Source organism: Agromyces sp. NPDC055661 (assembly GCF_053618135.1).
This window is the reverse complement of sequence record NZ_JBSHHC010000002.1, coordinates 396,564-420,995: the sequence shown is the minus strand read 5'-3', so window position 1 is coordinate 420,995 and position 24,432 is coordinate 396,564. Positions and strand designations below refer to the sequence as shown.

The 24,432-nt window shown below is 70.9% G+C and carries 29 protein-coding genes and 1 other RNA gene; 13 read left to right on the top strand and 17 right to left on the bottom strand.

Annotated features, from left to right (window positions below):
- Window positions 1-120: 120 nt before the first annotated feature.
- Window positions 121-489: a transfer-messenger RNA gene (gene ssrA, locus ACWGO8_RS15570) on the bottom strand.
- A 237-nt stretch (window positions 490-726) separates the two neighbouring features.
- On the opposite strand from ssrA, the gene ACWGO8_RS15565 reads away from it, so the two are divergent.
- From ACWGO8_RS15565 to ACWGO8_RS15555, 3 genes are all read left to right on the top strand, one after another.
- Entirely contained in the window at window positions 727-2,922 is a 2,196-nt protein-coding gene (locus tag ACWGO8_RS15565) for a glycoside hydrolase domain-containing protein (protein ID WP_452043933.1), read from the top strand.
- A 95-nt stretch (window positions 2,923-3,017) separates the two neighbouring features.
- The gene (locus ACWGO8_RS15560; RefSeq protein WP_452043932.1) at window positions 3,018-4,307 is read left to right on the top strand and encodes a glycosyltransferase; all 1,290 of its coding nucleotides are present in this window, start codon (window positions 3,018-3,020) and stop codon (window positions 4,305-4,307) included.
- 107 nt (window positions 4,308-4,414) lie between these two features.
- On the top strand, window positions 4,415-5,077 hold the full coding sequence (locus ACWGO8_RS15555; RefSeq protein ID WP_452043931.1) for an SIMPL domain-containing protein: 663 nt from the start codon (window positions 4,415-4,417) through the stop codon (window positions 5,075-5,077).
- 138 nt (window positions 5,078-5,215) lie between these two features.
- Here the strand turns inward: ACWGO8_RS15555 and ACWGO8_RS15550 are convergent, their stop codons facing one another.
- From ACWGO8_RS15550 to ftsE, 4 genes are all read right to left on the bottom strand, one after another.
- Window positions 5,216-5,953 (bottom strand): tyrosine-protein phosphatase, encoded by a 738-nt coding sequence (locus ACWGO8_RS15550; RefSeq protein ID WP_452043930.1) that lies wholly within the window; start codon window positions 5,951-5,953, stop codon window positions 5,216-5,218.
- 106 nt (window positions 5,954-6,059) lie between these two features.
- Window positions 6,060-6,536, bottom strand: coding sequence for an SsrA-binding protein SmpB (gene smpB, locus ACWGO8_RS15545; RefSeq protein WP_376955258.1), 477 nt, complete (start codon window positions 6,534-6,536; stop codon window positions 6,060-6,062).
- 135 nt (window positions 6,537-6,671) lie between these two features.
- A complete protein-coding gene (ftsX, locus tag ACWGO8_RS15540) occupies window positions 6,672-7,583 on the bottom strand; it encodes a permease-like cell division protein FtsX (protein WP_376955259.1) in 912 nt (303 codons plus the stop codon).
- Entirely contained in the window at window positions 7,580-8,890 is a 1,311-nt protein-coding gene (ftsE, locus tag ACWGO8_RS15535; protein WP_452043929.1) for a cell division ATP-binding protein FtsE, read from the bottom strand. The genes ftsX and ftsE overlap by 4 nt, the downstream gene beginning before the upstream one ends.
- Window positions 8,891-9,007: 117 nt before the next feature.
- Between ftsE and ACWGO8_RS15530 the strand changes: the two genes are divergently transcribed.
- Window positions 9,008-9,757 (top strand): gamma-glutamyl-gamma-aminobutyrate hydrolase family protein, encoded by a 750-nt coding sequence (locus tag ACWGO8_RS15530; protein ID WP_376955263.1) that lies wholly within the window; start codon window positions 9,008-9,010, stop codon window positions 9,755-9,757.
- A 79-nt stretch (window positions 9,758-9,836) separates the two neighbouring features.
- Here the strand turns inward: ACWGO8_RS15530 and prfB are convergent, their stop codons facing one another.
- Window positions 9,837-10,943 (bottom strand): peptide chain release factor 2, encoded by a 1,107-nt coding sequence (prfB, locus tag ACWGO8_RS15525; RefSeq protein ID WP_376955264.1) that lies wholly within the window; start codon window positions 10,941-10,943, stop codon window positions 9,837-9,839.
- Between the two features lie 87 nt (window positions 10,944-11,030).
- Here prfB and ACWGO8_RS15520 point away from each other — a divergent pair, with 87 nt between their 5' ends.
- From ACWGO8_RS15520 to ACWGO8_RS15510, 3 genes are read left to right on the top strand one after another with little or no spacing between them, the layout of a single operon-like run.
- Window positions 11,031-11,549 (top strand): Hcp family type VI secretion system effector, encoded by a 519-nt coding sequence (locus ACWGO8_RS15520; protein ID WP_452043928.1) that lies wholly within the window; start codon window positions 11,031-11,033, stop codon window positions 11,547-11,549.
- Window positions 11,550-11,603: 54 nt separating this feature from the next.
- Window positions 11,604-12,962, top strand: a complete 1,359-nt coding sequence (locus ACWGO8_RS15515) for an MFS transporter (RefSeq protein WP_452043927.1) — start codon at window positions 11,604-11,606, stop codon at window positions 12,960-12,962.
- A gap of 32 nt (window positions 12,963-12,994) precedes the next feature.
- Entirely contained in the window at window positions 12,995-13,651 is a 657-nt protein-coding gene (locus ACWGO8_RS15510; protein ID WP_452043926.1) for a hypothetical protein, read from the top strand.
- Here ACWGO8_RS15510 and ACWGO8_RS15505 read toward each other — a convergent pair.
- Both ACWGO8_RS15505 and ACWGO8_RS15500 read right to left on the bottom strand, forming a co-directional pair.
- Window positions 13,644-14,597 (bottom strand): hypothetical protein, encoded by a 954-nt coding sequence (locus tag ACWGO8_RS15505; protein ID WP_452043925.1) that lies wholly within the window; start codon window positions 14,595-14,597, stop codon window positions 13,644-13,646. The two genes, ACWGO8_RS15510 and ACWGO8_RS15505, sit on opposite strands and share 8 nt — an antisense overlap.
- A gap of 40 nt (window positions 14,598-14,637) precedes the next feature.
- Window positions 14,638-14,919, bottom strand: a complete 282-nt coding sequence (locus ACWGO8_RS15500) for a hypothetical protein (RefSeq protein WP_452043924.1) — start codon at window positions 14,917-14,919, stop codon at window positions 14,638-14,640.
- A 203-nt stretch (window positions 14,920-15,122) separates the two neighbouring features.
- On the opposite strand from ACWGO8_RS15500, the gene ACWGO8_RS15495 reads away from it, so the two are divergent.
- Both ACWGO8_RS15495 and ACWGO8_RS15490 read left to right on the top strand, forming a co-directional pair.
- A complete protein-coding gene (locus tag ACWGO8_RS15495) occupies window positions 15,123-15,842 on the top strand; it encodes a hypothetical protein (RefSeq protein ID WP_452043923.1) in 720 nt (239 codons plus the stop codon).
- A 14-nt stretch (window positions 15,843-15,856) separates the two neighbouring features.
- Window positions 15,857-16,108, top strand: a complete 252-nt coding sequence (locus ACWGO8_RS15490; RefSeq protein ID WP_452043922.1) for a hypothetical protein — start codon at window positions 15,857-15,859, stop codon at window positions 16,106-16,108.
- Window positions 16,109-16,114: 6 nt separating this feature from the next.
- Here ACWGO8_RS15490 and ACWGO8_RS15485 read toward each other — a convergent pair whose 3' ends face one another.
- From ACWGO8_RS15485 to ACWGO8_RS15450, 8 genes are read right to left on the bottom strand one after another with little or no spacing between them, the layout of a single operon-like run.
- Window positions 16,115-16,462 carry a hypothetical protein gene (locus tag ACWGO8_RS15485; RefSeq protein WP_452043921.1) on the bottom strand — a complete coding sequence of 116 codons (348 nt, stop codon included), beginning with the start codon at window positions 16,460-16,462 and terminating at the stop codon, window positions 16,115-16,117.
- Window positions 16,463-16,482: 20 nt separating this feature from the next.
- Window positions 16,483-16,932 carry a pilus assembly protein TadG-related protein gene (locus ACWGO8_RS15480; RefSeq protein ID WP_452043920.1) on the bottom strand — a complete coding sequence of 150 codons (450 nt, stop codon included), beginning with the start codon at window positions 16,930-16,932 and terminating at the stop codon, window positions 16,483-16,485.
- Entirely contained in the window at window positions 16,929-17,423 is a 495-nt protein-coding gene (locus tag ACWGO8_RS15475; RefSeq protein ID WP_452043919.1) for a TadE family protein, read from the bottom strand. Before ACWGO8_RS15475 ends, ACWGO8_RS15480 begins: the two co-directional genes overlap by 4 nt.
- The gene (locus ACWGO8_RS15470; RefSeq protein WP_452044575.1) at window positions 17,398-17,787 is read right to left on the bottom strand and encodes a TadE/TadG family type IV pilus assembly protein; all 390 of its coding nucleotides are present in this window, start codon (window positions 17,785-17,787) and stop codon (window positions 17,398-17,400) included. The genes ACWGO8_RS15475 and ACWGO8_RS15470 overlap by 26 nt, the downstream gene beginning before the upstream one ends.
- Before the next feature lie 32 nt (window positions 17,788-17,819).
- The gene (locus ACWGO8_RS15465; protein ID WP_376955275.1) at window positions 17,820-17,984 is read right to left on the bottom strand and encodes a hypothetical protein; all 165 of its coding nucleotides are present in this window, start codon (window positions 17,982-17,984) and stop codon (window positions 17,820-17,822) included.
- 60 nt (window positions 17,985-18,044) lie between these two features.
- Window positions 18,045-18,992: a type II secretion system F family protein gene (locus ACWGO8_RS15460; protein ID WP_452043918.1), complete on the bottom strand. Its 948-nt coding sequence runs from the start codon at window positions 18,990-18,992 to the stop codon at window positions 18,045-18,047.
- Window positions 18,980-19,840 carry a type II secretion system F family protein gene (locus ACWGO8_RS15455; protein WP_452043917.1) on the bottom strand — a complete coding sequence of 287 codons (861 nt, stop codon included), beginning with the start codon at window positions 19,838-19,840 and terminating at the stop codon, window positions 18,980-18,982. The genes ACWGO8_RS15460 and ACWGO8_RS15455 overlap by 13 nt, the downstream gene beginning before the upstream one ends.
- A complete protein-coding gene (locus tag ACWGO8_RS15450; RefSeq protein ID WP_452043916.1) occupies window positions 19,837-21,069 on the bottom strand; it encodes a CpaF family protein in 1,233 nt (410 codons plus the stop codon). The genes ACWGO8_RS15455 and ACWGO8_RS15450 overlap by 4 nt, the downstream gene beginning before the upstream one ends.
- 202 nt (window positions 21,070-21,271) lie before the next feature.
- Here ACWGO8_RS15450 and ACWGO8_RS15445 point away from each other — a divergent pair, with 202 nt between their 5' ends.
- The 4 genes from ACWGO8_RS15445 (at window position 21,272) to ACWGO8_RS15430 (ending at window position 23,058) form a co-directional block, all read left to right on the top strand.
- The gene (locus ACWGO8_RS15445; RefSeq protein ID WP_452043915.1) at window positions 21,272-22,003 is read left to right on the top strand and encodes a hypothetical protein; all 732 of its coding nucleotides are present in this window, start codon (window positions 21,272-21,274) and stop codon (window positions 22,001-22,003) included.
- 229 nt (window positions 22,004-22,232) lie between these two features.
- Complete coding sequence (locus tag ACWGO8_RS15440) at window positions 22,233-22,436, top strand: hypothetical protein (RefSeq protein ID WP_452043914.1); 204 nt, start codon at window positions 22,233-22,235, stop codon at window positions 22,434-22,436.
- 57 nt (window positions 22,437-22,493) lie between these two features.
- Complete coding sequence (locus ACWGO8_RS15435; RefSeq protein WP_452043913.1) at window positions 22,494-22,733, top strand: hypothetical protein; 240 nt, start codon at window positions 22,494-22,496, stop codon at window positions 22,731-22,733.
- A 148-nt stretch (window positions 22,734-22,881) separates the two neighbouring features.
- Window positions 22,882-23,058, top strand: coding sequence for a YegP family protein (locus ACWGO8_RS15430; protein WP_452043912.1), 177 nt, complete (start codon window positions 22,882-22,884; stop codon window positions 23,056-23,058).
- 220 nt (window positions 23,059-23,278) lie between these two features.
- Here the strand turns inward: ACWGO8_RS15430 and ACWGO8_RS15425 are convergent, their stop codons facing one another.
- On the bottom strand, window positions 23,279-24,421 hold the full coding sequence (locus ACWGO8_RS15425; RefSeq protein WP_452043911.1) for a hypothetical protein: 1,143 nt from the start codon (window positions 24,419-24,421) through the stop codon (window positions 23,279-23,281).
- Between the last annotated feature and the right edge of the window lie 11 nt (window positions 24,422-24,432).

Genomic DNA, 24,432 nt, shown 5'->3' with positions numbered 1-24,432 from the left:
CGTCGGGCTCCCAGACGACGAACGCCCAGACGACGAACGCCCAGACGACGAACGCCGAGACGACGAACGGCCGCCCTCTCGGGCGGCCGTTCGGTCCACATCGTGCGACAACAGCAGTGGTGGTGGAGATGGGGGGAATTGAACCCCCGTCCATCGCTGAGTTTCCACGCCTTCTCCGGGCGCATCCTGTGAGGCGTTCTGCTCGGCCCCGACTCTTGCCACAGGCATCTGAGTCGACGGGCCCAGCCTGAAGAAAGTCCCGCACGTCGCTCAGGCGACGACGCGCAGCGAGTTCCCTAGATGACGCCAGTGACCGGGGCGGGAACGAACCCGGACTGACGGACTATCGGCCTCGCTTAGGCAGCGAGGGCGAAGTCAGACTGCTTCTTATTGGCAGTTATTGTTTCGCAGGGAGCGTTCACGAGATAACCCTGCATCCTCGGCCCGCTTCTCGTGGGCGCACAGGCGATGTCGAAACCGATCATCCCCATGTGGCACCGCGCCGGTCGGAACCGGTTCGGAGGGCCGTTGTCGCACGCTGTGGAGTTTCCAAGTCCCGCATCCTCCGAGTTCAGCACTCGGTGTCCGCGGCCTTACAGGATACAACGGACCGGGCGTCACTGTCATTCCACGCCGCGGGTCGGCGCTCGGCAATCGTTCATCCGACCGTAACCCACGGCCCACGTGATGCCCGTAGCGTCCCGGCATGGGAAGTTCGGGAGCCGCGTGATCGGCCGCGTCGATCCGTTCATCGGCACGGAGGTCACCGACCTGCCGCCGCCCACGGGCATCGCGGCCACGTGGTGGTGGCCGAAGCCGCAGGTGGGCAACACGCATCCGGGTGCGACCTCTCCGCTCGGGATGGTCTCGGCGTGCGCGTACTCGGGCGCCTACCCCACCGGCTACGGACGCTACGACCTCAGCACGGAGGGCGTGCCCACGACGATCCACGACGACGCCGTGGCATCCGGCTTCACGCACTTCCAGCAGTCGGGGACGGGGGCGATCCGCAAGTACTACAACTACTTCCGGGTGACGCCCATGCTCGAGCCGCTCGACGTGCTCGGTCGCACCTGGCGCCTGGTCGACGAGGAGGCGGAGCCGGGGTACTACGCCGCGACGCTCGAGAGCGGCATCCGTGCCGAGCTCACCGTCGGGCCGAAGAGCGCGGTGCACCGTTACACCTTCCCGCGCAACCGCAACGCCCGCGTGGTGATCGACTTCTCGCTCGGCGGTCTCGCGATCCCGCACGGCGAGACGATCCCACTGCGCGCGCACCTCGAGTCGATCGGCCCGGGGATCGCGCAGGGCGAGATCGTCGTGGAGGGCGCGCCGCTCGCGGTCTACGTCGAGTGCGACGCGCGGTCGTGGCGGCAGATGCTCTGGTACGACCGCCGGCTCATGCCGGGTGGCACCCGACTCGCGTTCGACCACATCCGTCCGACCACGCTGCGCCCGTTCGGGCTCATGTGGGCGGGACCGAGCGACGCGGGCCAGACGGTCGAGGTGCGCATCGGGTTCTCGCTGCGCGGCGTTGAGCAGGCCCGCGAGAACCTCCGGCGCGACTGCGGCGTCGGGCCGGCGCGGTTCCCCCAGCGCCGCGACCGCACGAGGAAGGCGTGGCGCCGCCAGCTCAAGGCGATCACCGTGGACACGCCGTCGGCCGAGCGCGAGACGGTGTTCTCGACGGCGCTCTACCACTCGCTCATCAAGCCGTGCCTCGCTCCTGAGGAGAGCCCGTTCTGGCCGTCGGACGGCCCGTTCGTCTACGACCTCTCCACGATGTGGGACATCTACCGCACCCAGTTGCCGCTCATCACCGCGCTCATGCCCGATCGGGCGGTCGAGCTCGGAACGGCGCTCCTCACGATCTGCGAGGAGGAGGGCAACTTCCCCATCGGCTACCGCATGGCGCGGGGCAGCGACCGCTTCTCGCGACAGGGCAGTGCGCTCGCGCAGACCTTCCTCGCCGACCTGTGCGCCCTCGGCCTGCCGGGCATCGATTGGGAGTGGGCACTCGTGCACATGCACACCGACCTGCGCCGCACGTACGGCGAGGACTTCCTGCTGCGCGGCGTGGCGCATCCGATCAGCCACACGCTCGACCTGGCCTACGGGTACTGGTGCACCGCCGGCGTCGCCGAACGTGTGGGCGACCGCGCCCTCGTCGAGCAGTTCCGCACCCTCGCCGCGCGCTGGGTGAACGCGTTCGACGACGCCACCGGCCTGCTCCAGGACTCGACGTTCTACGAGGGCAGCCGGCACAACTACTCGTTCCGGCTGCTGCACGACATGCGCAACCGCATCGGCCTCGCGGGCGGCGACGACGCCTTCGTGCGCCTCCTCGACGCGTTCTTCGGCTACGGAGCCAAGCCCGTGCGCCAGCCGGGCATCCGCCCGGGACTCGAGGAGCTCGCCAACGGGTACGCGCTCGGCCGATTCGAGGGGCTCAACAACGAGCCCGACATGGAGGCTCCGTGGGCGTACCAGTACGCCGGACGCCCCGACCGGACCGCCGAGGTCGTGCACGCCGGGGTCCACCAGCAGTTCGGCACCGGCCGTGGCGGCCTGCCCGGCAACGACGACTCGGGCGGTCTCAGCTCCTGGTACGTGTGGGCGTCGCTCGGGCTGTTCCCCGTCGCCGGCCAGAACCTGTTCCTCGTCAACGCGCCGTCGTTCGCCGAGTCGGAGTTGCGCCTCGGCGACGGCGAGCTGCGCATCGAGACCACCGGATTCGTCGAGCCCGAGCGCGACGGCCCGCCCCAGTACGTGCAGTCCGCCACGTTCAACGGCGTGCCGCTCGACCGCACGTGGCTGCGCGGCGACGACGTGCACCGCGGCGGCCGATTGCGCATCGAGCTGGGCCCCGAGCCGAGCGCGTGGGGCCGCGACGGCCGGCCGCCCTCGGCGTCCGATCCCTGAGCACGGATGCCGCGAGGCCCGCACGACCCGGCCCACCGCACGACCCGGACCACCGCCCGACCAGCCCATCGCCCACCCATCCGGAAGGACGAGCCATGACCACCAAGCCCCGCATCCGCCTCGTGATCGTCAACCGCGCCGATCCCGTCATCTGCGGCCACTCCGTCGAGGGACGCAATCTCGCGGAAGCCGCCCTCGAACGCGGCTTCGACGAGGTGCGCATCGTGACCTGGCCGATCGACCGCCTCGAGGCCACCGGCCTCCCGTTGAAGCCGCTCGACCGCATGCTGCCCTACAGCGCGGGCATCATCGTCGAGCGCCCCGAGCCCGTCGGCGACTACAAGGTGCCCGACGGCCGCTGGCTGGCCGGCATCACCGGCCGACTCGTCGAGCTCTTCACCGACGGCGTGCCCACCGTGTGCCTTTCGCTCTACCTCAGCCCGCACACGATCGCCGTGACCGACGCGGTGCGCGCCGCGTGGAGCACGGGCCTGCCCGTGAACGTCACGACGATCGCCGAGGCGGTCGGGTCGGATGTCACGAACGTCGTCCGCTCGTGCGTCGAGGAGGGCCGGTTCGGGGCCGCGGCCCACATCCTCTCGAGCTACCTCGCGCAGGACCACTGCGTCGCCGTCTCGGAGTACACCCGCGACCTCATCGTCGCCGCGGCATCCGAGATCGACGCCTTCCACGGCACGCGGTTCGCCGAACAGTGCCGCGAGCGCATCCGCATCTCGTACCCGGCGATCGACACGTCGCAGTACCTCGACCTCGATCCCGATCTCGTCGACGGCGTACTCGCGGCACGCGGCCTCGAGCGCGGCGGCTACGTGTTCTTCCTCTCGCGCCTCACGAGGGCGAAGGGCGTCGACGACCTCATCGCGGGCTTCGAACGCACGCCCGCGAACGCCCGGCTGAAGCTCGTGATCGCTGGTCGGGGGCCGGATGCCGCGTGGTTCCAGCGGCTCGCCGCGGCCTCGCCGCTCGCCGACCGCATCCTCTTCCTCGACGACGTCGACGACGCCGAGAAGCCGTACCTCATGGCCGGCTGCGCCGCCTACGTGCTGCCGAGCAAGCCGCGCCCCGAGTTCGTCGAGACCTTCGGCATCGCCCTCGCCGAGCAGATGCTCGCGGGCGGCGGCGCAGTGATCACGACCGAGACGGGCGGCATCGGCGAGGCCGTCGGCGACCACGCGTTCATCGTGCCGGTCGACGATCCCGACGCGATCGCTGCGGCGATCGACCAGGCGCTCGCGCTGCCGGCCGAGGAGCGCGCCGCCCGGGCCGAGCGCGCCCGCGCGTACGCACTGCAGTTCGACCGGATGGCGGTGTTCGACCGGCTCTTCGACGCGGCGGGCGTGCTCCCGGCGCGCCAGCCCGCCTGAGGCTCGGCGGCGCGGTCCGCCCCGGCACGTATGCTGAGGTCGGCCGCGCCCGCGTGCGGCCGCGGACGCATCACATCGCCCGCCGCTCGCCGTCGAGAGGGGACCACATGCCGACCACGATCGCCGTCACCGGACGGGCCGAGGAGCGCATCGCTCCCGAGCTCGGGGCCGTCACCCTGTCGGTCGGCGGCTCGGGCGCCGCACGCGAGCACGTCTACGGCCGAACGAGCGCGGCCCACGAACGCCTGCTCGCCGAGGTGCGCGAGCTCGAGGCATCCGGCGCGCTCGAGACCTGGTCGGCCGGGCAGCTGCGCGTGTGGTCGTACCGCCCGTGGAACAACGAGGGCCGGCAGCTTCCGGTCGTGCACCAGGCCAGCGCCGACGTCGAGGTCGTGTTCACGGACCTCTCCCGCATCGGCGAGTGGGTCGGCGAGGCGGCCGGATCCGACGAGATCACGATCGGCGGCATCGACTGGCGCCTCACCGAGGCGACGCGTCGCCGAGTGCAGGAGACCGCGCAGCGCGCGGCCGTGGCCGACGCCGTCACCAAGGCGCAGGTCTACGCGTCGGCGCTCGGGCTCGGCGCGCCCACGCCCGTCGAGCTGGCCGACCAGGGCCTGCTCGCCGTGCACCCCGGTCCGCCCATGCCGAAGGCCATGATGATGCGGGCCGTCGCCGATGTCGGCGGCGCATCGCCCACCGAGTTCGCGCCGCAGGAGCTCGTGATCGAGGCCGCCGTCGACGCCCGCTTCACCGCCGACCCGGCCTGACGACCCCCGCTGGTTGAGGAGCGCCCGGCGGAGCCGACGCTCGCGTCCGGTGGTTGAGGAGCGCCGGGCGAAGCCCGACGCGTCTCGAAACCCAGCCCACGAAACCCGGACCGATGGGCGCGGCCCGCGTCTCGGAACTCAGCCCTGATCGATGAGCAGCGCCTCGAGCGCCGCCAGCTCGTGCAGCGTGAGCCCCGACGCGAGCAGGTACTCGCGCGTCGAGCCGTGCGCGCGCTCGACGGTCTCGATCACACCCTCGAGGGCCTCGCGCGGACTGCCGCCCATGAGCACGCGCAGCTCGGGAGTGTCGGGCACGCCGTAGCGGCCGATCATGGTCACCATGTCCTCGAGCCACTCGCCGGCGAGGTTGCCCTCGGTGCGCGCGTAGTCCTCGATGACGGCGTCGCGGTCGACGCCGACCGCGAGGAGGGTGAGTGCGACGACGATGCCGGTGCGGTCCTTGCCGGCGGTGCAGTGCACGACGACCGACCGCTCCCCCGCGCTCGAGATCTCGCGCAGCGCGCTCACGACGATGGGCGCGTGCTGGGTCACGATGCGGTCGTAGAGCGCGTCGAGCGAGATACCGCCCTTGCCCTGCGAGGCGCCTGAGCCCTCGAAGACGGGCAGGCGCAGCACCTCCACGTCGAGCCCGTCGAGGTCGTCGGGCATGACCGCGGCCTCGTTCTCGTCGCGCAGGTCGATGACGATGCCGATGCCGAGGTCGCGCAACGCGGCGCGCCCCTCGACGCCGAGGCGGTGCAACCCGTCGGACCGGTAGAGCACCCCGTCGCGCACCGTGCCGGTCTTCGCCGGCAGTCCGCCGACGTCGCGGAAGTTGTAGGTGCCGGGAACCGGGATGCGGGTCGAGGTCTCCATCGCAGTGAGCCTACCCCGCGGTGCCGACACGTCGGCTGGGAGGCATCCGGGAAGCGGACCGGCGGCGAGCCGCGCCCGCGACCCGCGGCGTCGATGCGCGACTGGCCTACTCCCCGAGGTTCCGCCGGCTCGCGATGGCGCGGTCGGCCTCGCGCTTGTCCTGCCGCTCGCGCAGCGCCTGGCGCTTGTCGTACTCGCGCTTGCCCTTCGCCACCGCGAGCTCGACCTTCGCGCGGCCGTCGCTGAAGTAGATCGACAGCGGGATCAGCGTGTACCCGCCGTCCTTCGTGCGATGGCTGATCTTGATGATCTCCTGCTTGTGCAGCAGGAGCTTGCGCTTGCGCCGCGGGGCGTGGTTGTTCCACGTGCCCTCGGTGTACTCGGGGATGTGCACGGCGTCGAGCCACATCTCGCCGTTGTCGATGAAGGCGTAGCCGTCGACGAGCGACGCGCGCCCCTCGCGCAGCGACTTCACCTCGGTGCCGGTGAGCACGATGCCCGCCTCGTACGTGTCCTCGATGAGGTAGTCGTGGCGCGCCCGGCGGTTGGTCGCGACGACCTTCTGACCGCGTTCCTTGGGCACGACGTGCTCCTTCGTTCGAGTGCGAGCGCCCCGGGGCATCCGAGGCAGCCTCTCACTCTAGCGGATGCCGCGGCCGCCGCCGCCGGACGGCCGCCGCCCGCCTGCGCGCCGCAGGGGCGGCGGCGCGCGATGAACTCAGACCTTGAGGTACCGCGTGATCGCGATGCCCGCCGACACGGCCGCGAGCAGCACGCCCACGGCGACGAGGATCGGCACCACGATGAGCGCGTCGGTGAGGTCGACGAACGTGAACGAGAGGCTCTGCGCGAGGTAGCCCTGCACGAAGAACTGCACGATCGCGATCACCGCCCCGCCCGCGAGCAGGGAGCCGAGCAGCCCGGCGAAGATGCCCTCGAGCACGAACGGCGTCTGGATGAACCGGTTCGAGGCGCCGACGAGCCGCATGATGCCGAGCTCGCGGCGGCGCGAGAACGCCGAGAGGCGGATGGTCGTCGCGATGAGGAGTGCCGCCGCGACGAGCATGATCGCCGCGATCGCGATGGCCGTGTAGCTCGCGGCATTGAGCACGTCAAAGATCTGGTCGAGGTAGCGGCGCTGGTCGACGACCTGCTCGACGCCCGCGAGGCCGGCGAGGCTCTCGGCGATGACGGCGGCCTGCGACGGGTCGACGAGGTTCACCCAGAACGTCTCGTTGAGCACCTCGGGCGTCACGTAGTCCGCCGCGGGCGTGCCCTCGAACTGCTGCTGGAAGTTGTCGTACGCCTGCTGGTGGTCCTCGAAGTAGAACTCGTCGATGAACGGCTTGAGCGTGTCGGAGTCGAGCTGCGCCTCGACGGCGGCCTTCTGCTCCTCGGTCGCCTCGCCGTCGGTGCATCCGGCGGCCGTCGACACCGACGTGCAGAGGTACACCGCGACCTGCGCGCGGTCGTACCAGTAGTTCTTCATCTGGGCGATCTGCAGCTGCATGAGCGCCGCGGTGCCCACGAACGTGAGGGAGATGAACGTGACGAGCACGACCGACACGACCATCGTCGCGTTGCGCCGCAGGCCGTTCGCAGCCTCGGCGAGCACGAGCCCGAACCTCATTTCGTCGGTCCCACTTCCTGCTGGTCGTCACCCTCGCGCGGTCCGCCGGGGGCGCGCAACCCCAGGCGCTCGGCGAGGGTCAGGTGCTCGGATGCCACGCCGCCGGCCTTCGCGGCCGGTGCGGCGGTGCCGGGCTCGGCCGTGGGCTCTGCCGCCTCGCCGGCGGGCGTGACGGGGACCGATGCGGTCGCGGCCGCGGTGATCGCGGCGGCGGCGTCCGTCACCTCGTCGCGCTCCTCGGGCTCGACGTAGAGCGGCTGCTTCTCCTCCATGGCCTTGCGGTCGACCTTCGGAGCGGCCTTCCTCACGGGCTTCTTCGCGGGAGTCGCGGCGGCAACGGTCGCCGCCTCGGAGGGGCTCACGGACTCGCCGTCGGTGTCGGTCGCCACCTGGGCGGCGGCCGCTTCGGCGGAGGCGGCGGCAGCTGCGGCCGCCGGCACCGGCTCGGCCGGCTTCGCGGCCTTCGATCGAGTGGCGCGGGTCTTCCGGCCCTTCGCCGCGGCACCGCCCGCGAGCACGGCCGCGACGGCCTCCTCGTCGGGCACGGCCGCGGCGGGCGCGGAGGCGGCGGCGACCATCTCGTCGGACACCTCGACCGTGAGCGCCGAGTCGACGTCGCCGAGGGCCGCGCCGTAGCCGGCCCCGCGCTCGTCGCGCACGATCTCGCCCGCCGACAGCTCGATCACGCGGCGCTGCATCTGGTCGACGATGCCGGCCTCGTGCGTGGCCATGACCACGGTGGTGCCGCTGGAGTTGATGCGCTCGAGGAGCGTCATGATGCCCGCGCTCGTCACCGGGTCGAGGTTGCCCGTCGGCTCGTCGGCCAGGAGGATCTGGGGCTTGTTCACGATGGCACGGGCGATCGCGACACGCTGCTGCTCGCCGCCCGAGAGCTCGTGCGGCATCCGCTTGCCCTTGCCGTCGAGGCCGACGAGCTTGAGCGTCTCGGGCACGGCCGACTGGATGAAGCCGCGCGACTTGCCGATCACCCGCAGGGTGAACGCGACGTTCTCGTAGACGTTCTTGTTCGGCAGCAGCCGGAAGTCCTGGAAGACGACGCCGAGGTCGCGGCGGAAGTACGGCACCTTGCGGCTCGAGATCGAGCCGAGGTCCTGTCCGAGCACGTGGATCTTGCCCGTGCTGGGCTTCTCCTCCTTGAGGATGAGGCGCAGGAAGCTCGACTTGCCGGAGCCCGAGGCCCCGACCAGGAACACGAACTCACCACGGAGGATCTCCACCCCGATGTCGTCCAGGGCGGGCCTCGACTGACCCGGGTAGGTCTTGGTGACGGCATCGAATCGGATCATGTCGGATCGAGCCTAAGCAGCCCCGGCGCGGAACGCACCTGCGACTCGCCCGTTTCTCAGGTTGGGCCGGGAGTAGCGTGGGATCCGGATGCTGGAGCTCACCCAATGGAGGAACGCATGACGGTTCCACTCATCGGCATCGTCGCCGATCGCAAGTCTGCGAGCTATGGCTCGTGGGTCGACATCCCCACCGACGCGATCTCGCACACCTACGTCTCGGCGGTGCAGGAGGCGGGCGGTGCGCCGATCATCTTCCCGAGCCTCGACGTGCACGTCGACGATCCCGAGCGCCTCATCGACCTCGTCGACGGGCTGTTCCTGCCGGGCGGACGCGACCTCGACGCCGAGCTCTACGGCAGCGTCGCGCATCCGACGAACGACAAGCCCCTGCGGGTGCGCGACGAGCTCGAGATCGCCCTCACCCAGCTCGCCCGCGAGCGCGACATCCCGATCCTCGGCGCGTGCCGCGGCATGCAGGTGCTCAACGTCGCGCTCGGCGGCACGCTCGAGCAGCACCTCGGCGATCGCATCGACCTCACGCCGCATCGTGACATCTACGGCGAGCACACGTCGCATCCCGTGTCGATCCTGCCCGACACCCTGCTGCGCAGCATCACGCACGAGGCCGAGTTCGACATCTCGTCCCACCATCACCAGGGCGTCGACCGACTCGGCGAGGGACTCGTGGTCTCGGCGAGCGCGCCCGACGGCGTCGTCGAGGCGATCGAGACCACCGACGGAGCGTTCTGCCTCGGCGTGCAGTGGCATCCCGAGGAGCGGCTCGACCCCGAGGGCATCGCGCTCATCCGGGCGTTCGTGCAGGCGGCGCGCACGCGGGCCCGGGCGAAGTTCGCGGTGCGTTCCTAGGTCGAGGCGGGCCGGCGCAGCGAACGGCGAGCCCAGCGGATGCCGCGAGCGCGCGGCATCCGTCACCGAGTCGTCGCGGCTACTCGACCTTCTGTTTGCGCCACTTGATGCCGGCGGCGATGAACCCGTCGAGGTCGCCGTCGAACACCGCGTTGGGGTTGTTCACCTCGTGCTCGGTGCGGAGGTCCTTCACCATCTGGTACGGCGCGAGCACGTAGGAGCGCATCTGGTCGCCCCAGCTCGCGGTGATGTTGCCCGCGAGCTCCTTCTTCTGGGCGGCCTCCTGCTCCTTCTGCATGAGGAGCAGGCGCGACTGCAGCACGCGCATGGCGGCGGCGCGGTTCTGGATCTGCGACTTCTCGTTCTGCATCGAGACGACGACGCCGGTGGGGAGGTGGGTGATGCGCACGGCGGAGTCGGTCGTGTTGACCGACTGGCCGCCGGGGCCCGACGAGCGGAACACGTCGACGCGGATGTCGCCCTCGGGGATGTCGATCTCCTCGGTCTCCTCCATGAGCGGGATGACCTCGACGGCGGCGAACGACGTCTGCCGCTTGCCGGCGGCGCCGAACGGGCTCATGCGCACGAGGCGGTGCGTGCCGGCCTCGACGCTCAGCGTGCCGAACGCGTAGGGCGCGTCGATCTCGAAGGTTGCGGACTTGATGCCCGCCTCCTCGGCGTAGCTCGTGTCCATGACGGTGGCGTTGTAGCCGTGCTTCTCGGCCCAGCGCAGGTACATGCGCATGAGCATCTCGGCGAAGTCGGCGGCGTCGACGCCGCCCGCGCCGGCGCGGATCGTGACGACGGCGGGGCGGCCGTCCCACTCACCGTCGAGGAGCGTCTGCACCTCGAGGTCGCCGACGGTCTTCTGCAGCGCGGCGAGCTCGGCGCGCGCCTCGGCGGCGGACTCCTCGTCGTCGGCCTCGTTCGCGAGCTCGACGAGCACCTCGAGGTCGTCGAGGCGGGAGTCGATGTTCTTCACGCGCGCGAGCTCCGACTGGCGGTGGCTCAGCGCACTGGTGACCTTCTGGGCGTTGTCGGTGTCGTCCCACAGGTCGGGCGCGCCGGCCTGCTCGGAGAGACGGGCGATCTCGGCTTCGAGGGCGTCGACGTCGACGACAGCACGGATGTCGCGGAAGGTGGAGCGCAGCGAGGCGATGTCCTGCGAGAGATCAAGATCCAACATGGCCTGTCCAGCCTAGTCGCGCCCGGCGTACACTGCGGATCGACGGCGGCATCCGGGGGGTCGGAGCCGCGCCGAAGGGGGCGACCGATGGCGGGTCACGCGTACCTCACGTTCTTCGACGACGCGGTGGGCGAGTCGCCCGCGGTCGGCCACGAGGACTGGATCGAGCTGTTGTCGTGGAACTGGGGCGTGACGGCGCCGGTCGGTCCGGGCGGTCCAGGCGGTGGGCCGGGCGGCGGCGGTGGCGGTGGCGCCGGTCGGCCCGATCCCTCGGCGCTCGTGTGGGAGCACGTCTTCGACGCGGCATCCACGCGGCTGCTCGGGTTCGTCGCGTCGGGTCGGCACCTCCGCAGGGCCGAGCTGCACGTGACCCGCGGCGGCGGGCACGGCGGACGCGACGCGTGGCTCGTCGTGACGATGGAGGACCTCCTCATCACGTCGGTGCAGACGACGGGCTCGGCCGACGGCGAGGTCGAGCAGACGGTGGGCATGGAGTTCCGCTCGGTGAAGTTCGCGTACCGGAAGCAGCGGCCCGACGGGGCGCTCGCCGATCCGATGACGTTCTCGTGGAACGTCGCGACGGGCGCGGTCGGCACGACGCCGTGAGGTGAGCTTCAGCGCGCACGGATGCCGCGCCCCCCGGGTGTAGCGTCGAAGGCGATGACCGTCGCGACGCCTCCGTTCTCCTGGCGCTCGATCATCCTCCCGGCCTATCTGCCGACGCTGCTCTTCTCGATCGGCGAGGGCGCGATCATCCCCGTCATCCCGGTCGTCGCGACCGACCGCGGCGCTTCGCTCGCGCTCGCGGGCCTCATCGCGGCCATGCTCATGGTCGGCGAGCTCGCAGGCGACCTGCCCGCGGGCTGGCTCGTCGCCCGCATCGGCGAGCGCAACGCCATGATCGGCGCGTCGCTGCTCGCCGTGATCGGCGTGCTCATCGCACTCGCCTCCCCCACCGAGTTCGCGCTCGGCATCGGCATCTTCCTGCTCGGCCTCGCGACCGCGGTGTTCGGCCTGGCGCGGCATGCATTCCTCACGAGCTACGTGCCCGAGGCGGTGCGGGCGCGGGCGCTCTCGACGCTCGCGGGCGTGTTCCGCGCGGGCTGGGCGATCGGCCCGTTCGTGGCCGCCGCGCTCATCGCGTGGACCGGCTCCTCCGAGGTCGTGTTCTGGGTGCTCGTCGCGGCCTGCTTCGCGGTCGTCGTGGTCCTCATCGTGCTGCCCGACCCCGAACGGGTGTTCGGAGCCGCTCGGCTGGCGCGCGAGGCATCCGTCGACCCTTCGTCGGCCGGCGCCGGCTCGGCTGAGGCGCGCACGGCGGGCGAGGCCGAAGCGGATGCCGCGTCGCACGGCGTGTTCCGCGCGATCGCGACCTACCGCGCTGTGCTACTGCGCATCGGCAGCGGCGTCGGCCTGCTCGCGGCGGTGCGGGCGAGCCGCACGGTGATCCTGCCGCTGTGGGCCGTGTCGATCGGGATGCCGCCCGAGGCCGCCGCGCTCGTGATCGGCGTCTCGGCGACGATCGACTTCGCACTGTTCTACGTGAGCGGCCAGGTCATGGACCGGTTCGGCCGGCTCTGGAGCGCGATCCCCGGACTCGTCGGGCTCGGCACCGGGCACCTCATCCTCGCGTTCACGCACGACGTGCCGGGCGCCGAGGCGTGGTTCACGCTCGTGGCGCTGCTGTTCGGCGTCGCGAACGGCCTGTCGAGCGGGGTGATCCTCACGCTCGGCGCCGACCTCGCTCCGAAGGACCACCCGGCGCCGTTCCTCGCCGCGTTCCGCACCATCGCCGATGCCGGCCAGGCCGTCGCGCCGCTCATCCTCGCGGCGGTCACGTCGGCGGTGTCGATCATGGCCGCGAGCGCGACGATGGGGGTGCTCGGGTTCGTCGGCGCAGGCATCCTGTGGCGTTACGTGCCTCGGTACGTGCCGAGTGCGCGGCGCTCGCGACGGGCTGTCGGCTCGGACGGCTCGCGACCGCCAGAGCCGCCCGGCGCGCCCGGGCCCGGTGACTGAGTCTCGGCTCGCTCCGTCGACATACTGGACACGTGATCGACACCGTCGCCGCAGCTGTCGGCACCATCATGCTGGCCACTGCGCTCGGCGCCGGGCTCGGCCTGCTCGCGACCCGCGGACCGCGCGGCGCCCGCCGATGTGTGCCGGTGGCGACGATCGTCGCCCTCGTCGTCGTGGGCGTCCCGACGCTGCTGCAGTTCACGGCCGTGCCGTCGCTGCTCGATGCGCTCGAGCGCGACCGGGAGCGGATCTTCGACGGCGAGCTCTGGCGGCTCGTCACCCCGATCGTGGTGCAGGACAGCGGCGCCACCGGCACGATCACCAACCTCCTCTCCCTCGCGCTCATCGGCGTCATCGCGGAGTGGATCTGGGGACCCGCACGATGGGTGCTCATCGGACTGGGATCGGCACTGCTCGCCGAGCTCTGGGGACTCCTCGTGGATCCCGTCGGCGCCGGAAACTCGGTCGTGGTCTACGGGCTCGCGGCCTCCGTGGCGGTCGTAGCAGTCGTACGCGGACGAGGTCCGGCGCGCATCCTCGCGGTCGTGAGCCTCGTCGGCACCGCGGTGCTCCTGGGCGTGGGCGACCTCCACGGGGGTGCGGCCGCGGTCGGCGCGGCGATCGGCGCGATCCTCGTCTGGATGGAGCGCACCGCGGACGCGACCGCGGAATCGCCGTCGCTCAGCTGAGCTTGTCGCGGGCCGTCTCGGCGGCGTCGACGTCGTCCTTCGCCCGGTCGACGGCCACCTCGGCCTTGTTGCGAACCCGCTCGGCGTCGCGCTCGTCGCGCTCGGCGTCGACGATCTCGGATCGCAGCGCCTTCAACCGCGTCTCCAGCTCGTGCCGTTCGTCGCGCAGCTCGTCGGCGTTCCACTCGGCGGCCTTCAGCAGGTCCTCCGCCTCGGCGAGCGCCTTCTCGGCCGCGTCGAGGCGACCCTTCGCATCCTCCACGTCGGCGTCGGCCTGCTCGCGTGCGGCGCGGGCGGCCGCCTCCCGTTCGGCGGCGGCATCCGCTTGGGCCTGCTCGTCGGACTCATCGCGCTTCTTGGTCTTGCCACCCTTCTTGGCGGCGCCGCTCGCGGTCGAGGGCTTCGCCGCGCGCGGCTTGCGGGGTCGTGCAGCGGATGCCTCGCCGGCCACGGCCCCGTCGAGCTCGACGGCCTCGAAGCCCACGGCCTGCAGTCCGCGGGTGAGCCGTCCGGTGCGCAGCGCCTCGCCGGCGGCCTCGTCGACGGTGGCGGCGATGAGGGTCTGCTCGACCTCGTCGAGCACGGCGCGGGAGGGCGAGCGGTCCGCGGCATCCGCGATGTGCGTCGCCTGCCGCAGCAGGCCGGCGATGAGCTGGCGGCGCTCGGCGCCGACCGTGGTGAGGGTCCTGCCGTCGCCGGCGGCCTGGGCGTCGCGCAGGTCGGCGCCGAGGTCGAGCAGCTCGTCGACGGCGTCGGGCTGCTCGCGAACGAGCTGGTTGAGGATCCACGCGGCGGGCGAGGGCTTGCGGAACTCGCCGATGCGCTGGCTGAGCGCCCGGTCGTCGACCTTGACGTCTTTGGCGCGAGCGTTGCGGGCGGCGGTGAACTCCTCGGGCACGAGGGCGTAGAGCTCGTCGGCCGCGGCGGTCAGCGCATCGGTGGCCATGGCCTCCATCATGGCGTGGCGGCGCGCGGGGCGCGAAGGGTCACGCCGAGAAGTACACGACCGAGAGGATGACCGCCTGGCTCACGAACACGAACGCGCTCACGATGATCGCGGCGAGCGACACCCAGCCCGGACCGGTCGAGGGGTCGCGCCTGAACTGCCGGCGGCCGAGCACGCCGAGGATGATGCCGCCGGCCGCGGTCACGAGCGCCGGCACCGCCGGGAGGGCCAACGCGAGCACGCCGAGGGCGAGCCCGATGATCGCGAACAGCGAGACGCGCGAGCGCTTGGCGGCAGTGCCGCCCTGGCGGTCGGCGCTCATCGCGCGAACCTCTCGTGCGGGCGGCCGGTCAGGCGTCGATGGTCGGCGATCATGCCCTCCAGTCAACCGCATTCGCTCTGATCGGTCGGCCTGTGCCCCGGTTGGGGGCCGCGTGTCCTTCGGCGATGGGCGGTGCCGAGGCGTCGCACTCCGCTAGGTTCGCAGCAAGGGCCGGTCCCGGGGCCCGAAGACGGAGGACGCGGATGACCCGATCCGAGCCCGCAGGCCGTGCGCGGCCTGCGCCAGTACCGCAGGATGCCGCCGGCATCGTCGACCTGCTGACGCCGGCCCGAGGCGTCGCCGCCGTCGACCCGGTCGACGCGCTCGTCGAGCGCATCATCGCCGAGGAGCACGACGAGCTGCGACAGGCGTTCGCAGAGGGCGCCGAGTTCGCGGTGACGCACATGGAATCGCCGAGCGAACGGATGCTGCACCGGCTCGAGTGCGCCTCGCTCGAACCGCACCTCGATCTGCGGGCACGCTGGACCGCCGGCCACCGCCGGCGCCTGCACGACGACCGCACCTACCGGCTCCCGCTCCCGGCGCTCGTCACCCGGGAGTCCGCCCGGGGTCTTTCGGGTGTGCGTAGCTGCAAGGTGTGCTGGCCCAACGTGCACGGCACCGAAGCGCGTCCGTTGCGCAAGCTGCAGGCCCGCGGCATCCGCTCGCACCACATCGGACACGTGCTCTCGACCGACGACGGCCTCTCGCTCGGCACCATCGTGCGGTCCGCGCAGCAGACGGAGGCAGACCTGTTCGGCGAGCGACGAGAGGTGGTCGAGATCGTGACGACCGCCCGTACGATGCAGTACTCGCCGTCGGACCACGTGTTCATCTGGGACCTGCCCACCGACGAGGAGGCGATCCGCCGCAAGACCCAGCTCTTCGAGCGCTTCGGCCCGGGGTTCGCGCCGACGTTCTGAGCGGACACGACAAGATGAGCAAGCCCGATGGTCGGCACCCTGGCGTCTGGTGGGTGGTGCTGGGCTTCGTCTTCGCCTACCTCACGGTCTTCATGGCCGCGGTCCTGATACCCAACCTCGAGCGTCGAGACGGTGGCGATGGCATGGGCTACCTCAAGATGGACGCGGTGTTCTTCGGAGCGGGCGCGGTCGCCATGATCATCACCGGCACGGTGCTCGAGGTGAAGGCCGCCGCGCGGCGACGCTCGCCGACACCACCGCACTGACGGCGCTCACTCCACGAGGGTGAGCGCGGTGATCTGCGCGGCGAGGTAGTCGTCGCCCTCTGGAATCTCGCACGTGAACCGGTATCGAATGCTACTGCCGCTGTACGCGCCGACCAGCTCGCCCTCAACGATCGGGTACCGGGAATCTGGGTCCGAAACCGTGACGTTCTCGACGATCCTCTGTCCGTCGAGGCTCGGATGCGGCCCTGCGCTCACGGCGCGCCCGCAGGCGTCGACCAGCTCCTCACGCGGTCCGTCGTATCGCACCTCGTCGTTGCTCGACCAGCAACCCGAGAGCACGAGCACAAACGCGACAGCGGCAGCGGCACGGGTAGTGAACACGAGTTGAGTCACGATGAGAACCTACCTCCGCGTCAGTGGAAGACCGATCGCGCTGTGACGGTCACCTCGATCGGCACCTCGACGGGCAGCAGATCGGTCGAGATCGGTGCGTGCCAGACCGAGCGAAGCGTCACCGTCGCGCTGCGGCCGTCGGCCGAGGTCGCGCTCACGAGCACCACGTCGTCGAGCCCGGTCGCCGCACTGGCGAGGTACTCACCGGCGGCACGGCTCACTTCGGCGTCCCGCAGATCGAGGGTGAGGCGGTCGCCGTCCACGCGGACCGAGTCCAGCGCCCACGCCTCGGCCGCCGCGAGCGCGGCACCGTCGGCGACGGTGAAGAGCCGCTTCCGCTCGAGGTAGAGCGTCGTCGCCGAGGCGACGACGAGGATGATCGCGAGCCCGAGCACGCAGAAGCCGATCGTCAACAGCAGCGTGGAGCCATACTCGTCGCGCGCGAGCTTGACTCGGATCGAGTCGATCACGATGCCCGCGCGAAGCGCGACACGGTCTGCGTGGCGCTCGCCTCGACGGGCACGCTGCCGACCGCTGTGAGCGAGAGCACGTCGGGGACGAGCGGCAGCTCCACCCGGGCAGCGACGGTCACGCTCACCCGCGCTCCTGGCTCGGCGCAGTCGGCGCGGTCGCAGTGCACTGTGACGGATGTCGCGTCGGCATCGATGCCGTAGTCCGCGAGCGTCACCCGGACCGCACGTTCGACCGCGGCATCCGTCGCCCCTTGGTCGGTCACCGTCACCGCAACTCGAGCGGCTTGGCGGGCTGCACCCTCGACGCCGAGCGCACCCGCCTGTACGGCCGCGACCGCCAGTACGAGGTAGACGAGCGGCACGAGCAGGAGCATGCCGACCGTGAGGAACTCGAGCGAGGCCGAACCCTGCTCCCCCGCGAGGCGGCCCCGCACGCGACGGGCGGATGCCCCCGAACCCGCGTCAGTCGAGCGTTTCGAGCGCCGCATGGCCCGATACCTCCAAGCCGCGCTCCAGTCCGAGGAGGCCGACGACGGGGAGCGTCGCGCGAACGGTCACCTCGACTGCCGGCACCCCGCCCACCGACGTCGTGCCCGCGGTGACGTCACGCGCGTAGTCGGTCGAGATGGCAGCCGAGATGAGGTCCCGAGTGCGCGCCGTCCCGTCGTCCGTCGAGGAACCGGCCAGCGCGGCGTACCTCGCCCCCTCAGCCGCGGCGTCGAGCAGGGTGTTCTGCACGTGGAGCGCGAGCGCAAGCTGCACGACCGCGAGCGCGAGGACCGTGAGCAGGATGCCGACGAGCGTGAACTCGGCGACCGCCGACCCGCGTTCGTCGCGAGCGAGCGTGCGGATGACGCGGTGGGCGCTGTGCTCGCTGGGCGGGCTCAGAAGCCGAGCACGCGGCTGATCGCCTGGTCGAACACGCCGCTCAGTGCCGGGCCCGCGAGCCCCCAGATCACGATCACCAATCCCGCCGTCATCAGGGTGATCAGCACCCAGCCGGGCACGTCGCCGCGTTCCTCGCGCAACCGCGTGATGAGCTCTCGCATGGACCGTCCTTTCGTCGGCGCACCCCCCGGTGCGCGGTCGGAGCGCCGCCTCGGCCGGCATCAGAAGCCCGCCTGCAGCACGAGGTATCCCGGGAACAGCGCGAACGCGACCGTCACGGGCAGAATCAGGAAGACGAGCGGCACCAGCATGGAGATCTCCTTGCGACCGGCCAGCTCGATGATCGTGCGCTTGGCTTCCTCACGCGCATCCCCCGCCTGCGATCGGAGCACTGCCGCCAGCGGAGCACCCCGATCGAGGGCTCCCAGCACCTGGTCGATCGCCCGTGAGAGCGCCGGATGATCGAGCCCGTCGCGCAGGTCGGCGAGCGCACGGCCGAGCGGAACACCGGTGCCGACCCGGCTGACCACGCTCGCGAACTCCTGCGGAAGCTCGCCCGACCCGGCGTTCGCGACACGGCGGATCGCGTCGAGCATCCCCTCGCCCGCGGTCAGGCTGAGCGTCAAGAACTCGAGCACCGTCGGCAGCTCCGCCGAGATGCGGGCGAGCCGTCGCCGCGCGGCGCGCTGGAGGATCCAGTCGCGCAGCGCTGCACCGAGCGCAGCCGCTACCACGGGCGTGGCGAGCCGGACGACCACGGGAAGTCCGCCGAACGTCGGAACGAACACCGCGATTGCTGCGCCGAGCACGAAGCCGGCGGCAGCCCACGCGAGCTGCTCCCCGCGGAATCGCTCGACGGATGCCGCGGACCCCGCCTGGCGAAGGCGCTTCGCGACGGTCTCGTCTCCGCCGAGCCAAGTCGACAGGATCGTGCGTGCCCGCCGTGCGACGGGACCCACGAACACCCCGAGCACCGGACTCGGGTCCGCCGGACGACGATCGAGCAGCGCCCGCGCCGCGGGCGAGAGATCCGCGACGTACGGCGCGACGCGCTCGACGAGTCGAGGCCGCCCGACCCGCGGCACCGCCGAGGTGACCAGCCAAAGCCCGAGACCCAGGACTGCACCGAGCACGACGGCGAGCGCGCCGACCACGTTCAGCGCAACCATCGACGCTCCTCGGGGAGGCGACCGAGCGCGATCATCGTGCGGTAGGCGACGAAGGTCACGATGACGCCGACGACGATCAACACGCTTCCGGCAGCCGAGTCGTAGGCCACGAGCGTCTCCTGCCGCGAGGCGAGGACGAGCAGCAGCAGCCACGGGGCGGCGACGCCGAGACGGGCAGCGTTGCGGATCCAGGACTGTCGGGCGACGACCTCCGACCGGACGGCGGAGTCCTCACGCAGGTAGCCGGCGAGTCCGCGCAGCACGGCCGTGACGTCGCTCCCGCCGACCTCCCGCGCCATCCGAAGCGTCTCGAGGATCCGGTCGGCCGTCGGGTCGGCGAGCGACGCCTTCAGGCGATCGATGCAGTGGCCGAAGTTGCCACTCCGCCGGAAGTCCGCCTCGAACTCGGCGAACGCCGGTCGCGTGACGGCGGGTCCCAGTTCGGCGAGCGTGGCGACGCTGTCGGGCAGGGACATCCCCGCCCGGACCGAGGCGACGAGGTGGTCGACGACGTCGGGCCAGACGGCACGGTTCGCAGCTCGCCGCCGAGCCGCACGGGCGTTCACGACCATCGGCACGAGCGCGACTCCCAGCACCGCCGCCACGATCGTGAGGATCGGCACGCGGAACACCGCCTGGGCGAGTGCCCCCGCGACGAGCGCGAGCAGCAGGCAGACCACGACGACCACCGGCAGCGAGACGCCGCCGAGGCCGGCGAGCGCGAGGGCGTCGCGCGCGGACTCGAACGCCCGTGGCTTCGACGTCTCCGCCGGCCGGGCAGGCCAAAGCCATGGTGAGATGACGAGGAGGACCCCGAGCCCGAGGATGCCGCCGAGGATGAGGCTCACGCGGCATCCCGCCCGAGCACGATCGCGGGGTTCAACCCGACCGTGACGTACTTCTCGATGCGCGGCGGCAGTGCACCGGTGGGTTCGAGTTCTCCGCCACGACGCGTGAAGATCGACTCGATCTCGACGACGCCGTCGAACACGGCTCCCGAGGTCGCCGCGATCTCGGCCACGTGCCGGCTCCCATGGCGATCCATGCCGAGGTGCACGACGAGGTCGATGCAGCTCGCGACGGTCGGCACGACGAACGACGCGTCGATGTTGCGGCCCGCGAGCAGTGGCAGCGTGCACAGCTTCGTCAGCGCGTCGCGCGCGGTGTTGGCATGGATCGTGCACATGCCGGGAAGGCCCGAGTTCAGCGCGATGAGCAGGTCGAGGCTCTCGGCCTCGCGCACTTCGCCGACGATGAGCCGGTCGGGCCGCATGCGCAGGGCCTCCTTGATGAGCCGTCGCAGCGTGATCTCGCCCGTGCCCTCCAAGCTCGGCTGTCGACACTGCATCGACACGAGGTCGCGCACGTCGAGGTCGAGCTCGAACGTCTCCTCGACCGTCACCACGCGATCCCCGGTGCGCGCCGCCGACATCAGCGCGTTGAGCATGGTCGTCTTGCCGGTGTGCGTCGCGCCGGAGACGAGGATGTTCGCGCCCGCGAGCACGCTCATGCGCAGGAACTCCGCCGCCTGCCGCGTGAGCGAGCCGAGTTCGACGAGCTGCGACAGCGAGCGGATGCTGCGCTGGAACTTGCGGATGTTCACCGCCCAGTGCGCCCGCGTGACGTCGGGGATCACGACGTGGAGCCGCGAGCCGTCGGGGAGGGAGGCGTCGACGAAGGGCGACGACAAGTCGACCCTTCGACCGGAGTGCTGCAGCATCCGCTCGACGAGCTCGCGGACCTCGCGGTCGGAGAGCACCACCGGCGTGAGCTCGGCGACGCCGTCGCGGGCGACGAACACTCGGGTCGGGGCGTTGATCCAGATCTCCTCGACGTTCGGGTCGTCGAAGAACGGCTGCAGCGGGCCGTAGCCCGTGATCGCGGCCACGACGTCGCGCGCGGTGCCCGACTCGTCGGACAGTTGCGCATGCGCGCCGGCGAGTGCCCGCTCGCTGTAGCGGCGCACCTCCTCGTCGGCGAAGCGGCGTGCGGCCGTGCCGTCGGCGCCGAGGTCGATGCCCTCACGCAGGACCCTGGTTCGCACGCGCTCGGCGATCGTGCGCACGGGGTCGGTCATGGCTCCCATCTTGGAGAAGAGCGGATGCCCCGCTCCGGACTTATCCACAGCACACCACATCGCATCCAACTGACGAGACATGAATTCGACTTTGACCGTCCCTGTTTGGGGCTCGCCTTCTCTGGGTTCAAGACAATCGAGCACTCGCGAGACGAGGTCGGACGCAGTACCTTGTGCAGAACGATGCACTGGGGGAGATCCCATGGCGGAGAACGAACCTTCCGCGCGGGTGCGCAAGAAGTGGTACGTGGTCGGCGGCGGAGTGCTTGCAGCCGGATTCCTCACAGCTGCGGGTGCGTGGGCGTTCAACGCGATTCCCGGATGGTGGGATCAACAGTTCGGAGTGCCGTTCAACGCCAATCTGGCGGAGTACACGGACGCCTGCGAACGATTCGTGATCGACGAGTCGCTCGTGACAGAAGTTCCTGTGGACGCCGAGGGAAACATCGATGAGGCGTGGGTGTCCGCACACGGTGGCATGCAAACCGATCCCCGCCTGCTGACTCTCAGCATCGTGGGCAACGAAGAACCCGTCATCATCAATGCCATCTCGATCGTCGATGTTGAGGAGTATCCGGAGCCGGACTCACCCGTGATCGTCGGTGAGTGTCCGCCCATGGGAGGCGAGGCGCCGGATCGGACGATGGTGCTGAATTTCGCCGATCGATCGACCCGGATCGTGGACGAAGAGGGCGAGACGATCCGGATGATGGTCGGTGCAGGAGCCGAGCCGGAAGTCCTGGACATCCAAGCGCCGAGTACGGATGACGGCATCGCCTGCTTCTGCAGTTGGAGACTCGAGATCGCCTGGACCGGTGCGAACAGCGGAGACGGGACACTCGAGGTGGACCTGGACGGCGATCCGGTCGTGCTCGTTCCAACGGGAGACTGGGAGTTCTACTGGTTCGAAGACGGCGAGCTGACGCACTTCTGAACAAGTCCAGTTCTCAGTGCGCTGTTCTGACTCTGCAGCGGCGGAATGCAGGCTAGCCAGCTCGCTCGGCTCCTTCAACGTGGGCGCTGCCGCAAGTCCCTTCGTATGCCGTCACCGTCTACCGCGCCGGAGGGCCCCGCGCGGCGGAGGGAAGCCCCAAGTCTGGGGGCTGATGCGCTCGGTCGTCGCACCGATAGCGTGCGCTCGGATCGGCCCGTCGAGGACCGGCATGGGGGATGGAGTAGAGATGCGCGTCACGATCACGTCCAGAGAGGGATTCCAGGCGGCGTTCCAGCAGGCCGTCGACGAGAATCCGTCGCCGACCAACCTGCCGCGCACGTACAAGGTGGCCGGCGTCGAGCTCGAGACGGGCGGCGTCGTCGGAACGCAGTACCGCGTCGAGGTAGACATCACGGGTCCTGACGTCGACTGACCATCGCTGCGGCGAAGGCGGGCAAGGCAGCGCCCTCCCCCGCACCGATACGGTGGCGTGGCCTACGCTGCTCCTGAGAGCCCGATCGCACTCATCATCGCCGGCGTCGTGATGGTGGCGGTGGGCGCGCTCTTCGCCGTGGCCCGACAGGCGATGGTGGACCTGATCACCGTGCTCATCCCGCCCGCCGACACCGCGTTCTTCCAGTACCACGGGCGCACCGCAAGCCTGATCCTCGGGATCGTCGGCATCGTCGTCGGCGTCCTGTTCGTCGCATCCGGAGCTGCCGGGCTCTGATCCAGCGCGCGAGGTCGTGCGGCATGGGGGCGGGAGCGGCATGCATCATCGCGGCATCCGTTCTCGGGCTTGACCGGGCTCTTCCGTTCCGGTCCATTCCCCCGCCAGAATGTGAAGCACGCTCAATACTCGAGGGAAGGAGCCGATGGTGGCTGCGAAGTTCGAGATCTACGAGGCGAAGGACGGCTGGCGGTTCCGCCTCAAGGCCGGCAACGGCGAGGTCGTCGCCACCGGCGAGGCGTATTCGAGTCGCGCGGCCGCGGTGCAGGGCACCGAGGCGGTGCGCCGCGCGGCGGCCGACGCCCAGGTGGTCGACGCGGGGTAGATGCAACGGCATCCAGGGTCGCGATGGTCTGACCGCGAGGCATCCGTCATCGACGCGTCCCAGGCACAACTCCGGATTGCACGAGCGCCTGCCGGCGCGTCGTGACGTCGCGCGCGGCGTTTCGCGTGCGGGATCCGGAGTTGCGCACGCGCCCGGGGTGCGGAAGGGGTTGCGCCGCGTCAACGAGCGGCGGATGCCGCGGCATCCGTGCACGGACGCATCAGGTCGCGGGCTCCCCCGTCGCCAGGTCGAACGTGACGCTCGCGTCCTCGTAGGCCGAGTCGATGAGCACGATCGCCTCCACGGGCAGCGCGCCCGACTCGTCGGCGATCGACGAGCGCTGCACGACCACGATGACCGAGTCGGGATCGGCGATGCCCGAGGACTCCTTCGCGGCGGCGATGAAGCCCGGGATCTGCGAGAAGTCGACCTCGTTCGTGTCGAACAGCGCGGCGGCCGGATCCTGCGGCTGGATCAGCTCGGGTCCGTCGTGGGTCGTGCGGTCGTAGCGGTACGTGTACGAGTCGATCGTGAGCGCGCCGGGCTCCGAGGGCGCGGCGGCGACCGCGTACTCGTCGTAGAACCCGACGCGGATGAACTGCGAGCCACCCGTCTCCTGCTCGAGCGCGTCGACGATCTCGTCGTGCCGGTTGCCGTGCACCACGCCAGCGGAGGCGGGGTCGCCCGACGCCCACGCGACAGCGACGCGACCGATCGTGTCGTAGACGGGCAGCAGCACGAGCGCAGCGGATGCCCCGAACACCCCGACCCACAGCAGGCGCTTCCACGGGTTGCCGGGCGTCCGCGGTGCGCCCGAGAGCGTCTGCGGCTCCGACGCCCACGCCGTGGTCTGCTCGGCGAGCGGCACGGTGCGCTCGTTGCCGGTGCGCAGGCGCTCGGCGTCGCGGGCGCGGGCCCAGTCGGGCAGCGGGTTGAAGTCGAGGAGCACGTTCGCCTTGTCAGGGGCGGGCCGGCGTACGACCATGATCGACCCCGGTTGCACCTGCGGCAGCGCCACGATGTCGACGATCTCGCGGTGCACCGTCGTGTAGGCCGCTCGTGAGCGCGGCGCGACGGTGAGCGTCAACTCGACCTGCGGCTGGTCGTTCACGCTGAGGCCCGTGCGGCGGATGCCCTCCACGCGGGCGAGCGCCATCTCCCCCGGCAGCGTCAGACCGTCATCGGATGACGACGCGCGCAGTCCGCCCGTGAAGGACCCGAACGCCGCGAACGCGCCCGCGATCGACCCGATCGCGAACGCGATGCTCGCCACGATCGTGTAGATCCAGTCGCCGGTGAAGATCGCACCGACGAGTCCACCGAACGCGACGCCGAGCGAGACGGCAGCGAAGAGGGCGAGCATGCGTGTCCTTC

What these genes read in the sequence shown, in the direction of transcription:
- ACWGO8_RS15560 (WP_452043932.1), top strand. Translation starts at nt 3,018, where the DNA reads ATGACCACCAAGCCCCGCATCCGCCTCGTGATCGTCAACCGCGCCGAT.
- ACWGO8_RS15555 (WP_452043931.1), top strand. Translation starts at nt 4,415, where the DNA reads ATGCCGACCACGATCGCCGTCACCGGACGGGCCGAGGAGCGCATCGCT.
- ACWGO8_RS15550 (WP_452043930.1), bottom strand. Translation starts at nt 5,953, where the DNA reads ATGGAGACCTCGACCCGCATCCCGGTTCCCGGCACCTACAACTTCCGC.
- ftsX (WP_376955259.1), bottom strand. Translation starts at nt 7,583, where the DNA reads ATGAGGTTCGGGCTCGTGCTCGCCGAGGCTGCGAACGGCCTGCGGCGC.
- ftsE (WP_452043929.1), bottom strand. Translation starts at nt 8,890, where the DNA reads ATGATCCGATTCGATGCCGTCACCAAGACCTACCCGGGTCAGTCGAGG.
- ACWGO8_RS15530 (WP_376955263.1), top strand. Translation starts at nt 9,008, where the DNA reads ATGACGGTTCCACTCATCGGCATCGTCGCCGATCGCAAGTCTGCGAGC.
- prfB (WP_376955264.1), bottom strand. Translation starts at nt 10,943, where the DNA reads ATGTTGGATCTTGATCTCTCGCAGGACATCGCCTCGCTGCGCTCCACC.
- ACWGO8_RS15520 (WP_452043928.1), top strand. Translation starts at nt 11,031, where the DNA reads ATGGCGGGTCACGCGTACCTCACGTTCTTCGACGACGCGGTGGGCGAG.
- ACWGO8_RS15515 (WP_452043927.1), top strand. Translation starts at nt 11,604, where the DNA reads ATGACCGTCGCGACGCCTCCGTTCTCCTGGCGCTCGATCATCCTCCCG.
- ACWGO8_RS15505 (WP_452043925.1), bottom strand. Translation starts at nt 14,597, where the DNA reads ATGGCCACCGATGCGCTGACCGCCGCGGCCGACGAGCTCTACGCCCTC.
- ACWGO8_RS15500 (WP_452043924.1), bottom strand. Translation starts at nt 14,919, where the DNA reads ATGAGCGCCGACCGCCAGGGCGGCACTGCCGCCAAGCGCTCGCGCGTC.
- ACWGO8_RS15495 (WP_452043923.1), top strand. Translation starts at nt 15,123, where the DNA reads ATGACCCGATCCGAGCCCGCAGGCCGTGCGCGGCCTGCGCCAGTACCG.
- ACWGO8_RS15490 (WP_452043922.1), top strand. Translation starts at nt 15,857, where the DNA reads ATGAGCAAGCCCGATGGTCGGCACCCTGGCGTCTGGTGGGTGGTGCTG.
- ACWGO8_RS15475 (WP_452043919.1), bottom strand. Translation starts at nt 17,423, where the DNA reads ATGCGGCGCTCGAAACGCTCGACTGACGCGGGTTCGGGGGCATCCGCC.
- ACWGO8_RS15465 (WP_376955275.1), bottom strand. Translation starts at nt 17,984, where the DNA reads ATGCGAGAGCTCATCACGCGGTTGCGCGAGGAACGCGGCGACGTGCCC.
- ACWGO8_RS15460 (WP_452043918.1), bottom strand. Translation starts at nt 18,992, where the DNA reads ATGGTTGCGCTGAACGTGGTCGGCGCGCTCGCCGTCGTGCTCGGTGCA.
- ACWGO8_RS15450 (WP_452043916.1), bottom strand. Translation starts at nt 21,069, where the DNA reads ATGACCGACCCCGTGCGCACGATCGCCGAGCGCGTGCGAACCAGGGTC.
- ACWGO8_RS15445 (WP_452043915.1), top strand. Translation starts at nt 21,272, where the DNA reads ATGGCGGAGAACGAACCTTCCGCGCGGGTGCGCAAGAAGTGGTACGTG.
- ACWGO8_RS15440 (WP_452043914.1), top strand. Translation starts at nt 22,233, where the DNA reads ATGGGGGATGGAGTAGAGATGCGCGTCACGATCACGTCCAGAGAGGGA.
- ACWGO8_RS15425 (WP_452043911.1), bottom strand. Translation starts at nt 24,421, where the DNA reads ATGCTCGCCCTCTTCGCTGCCGTCTCGCTCGGCGTCGCGTTCGGTGGA.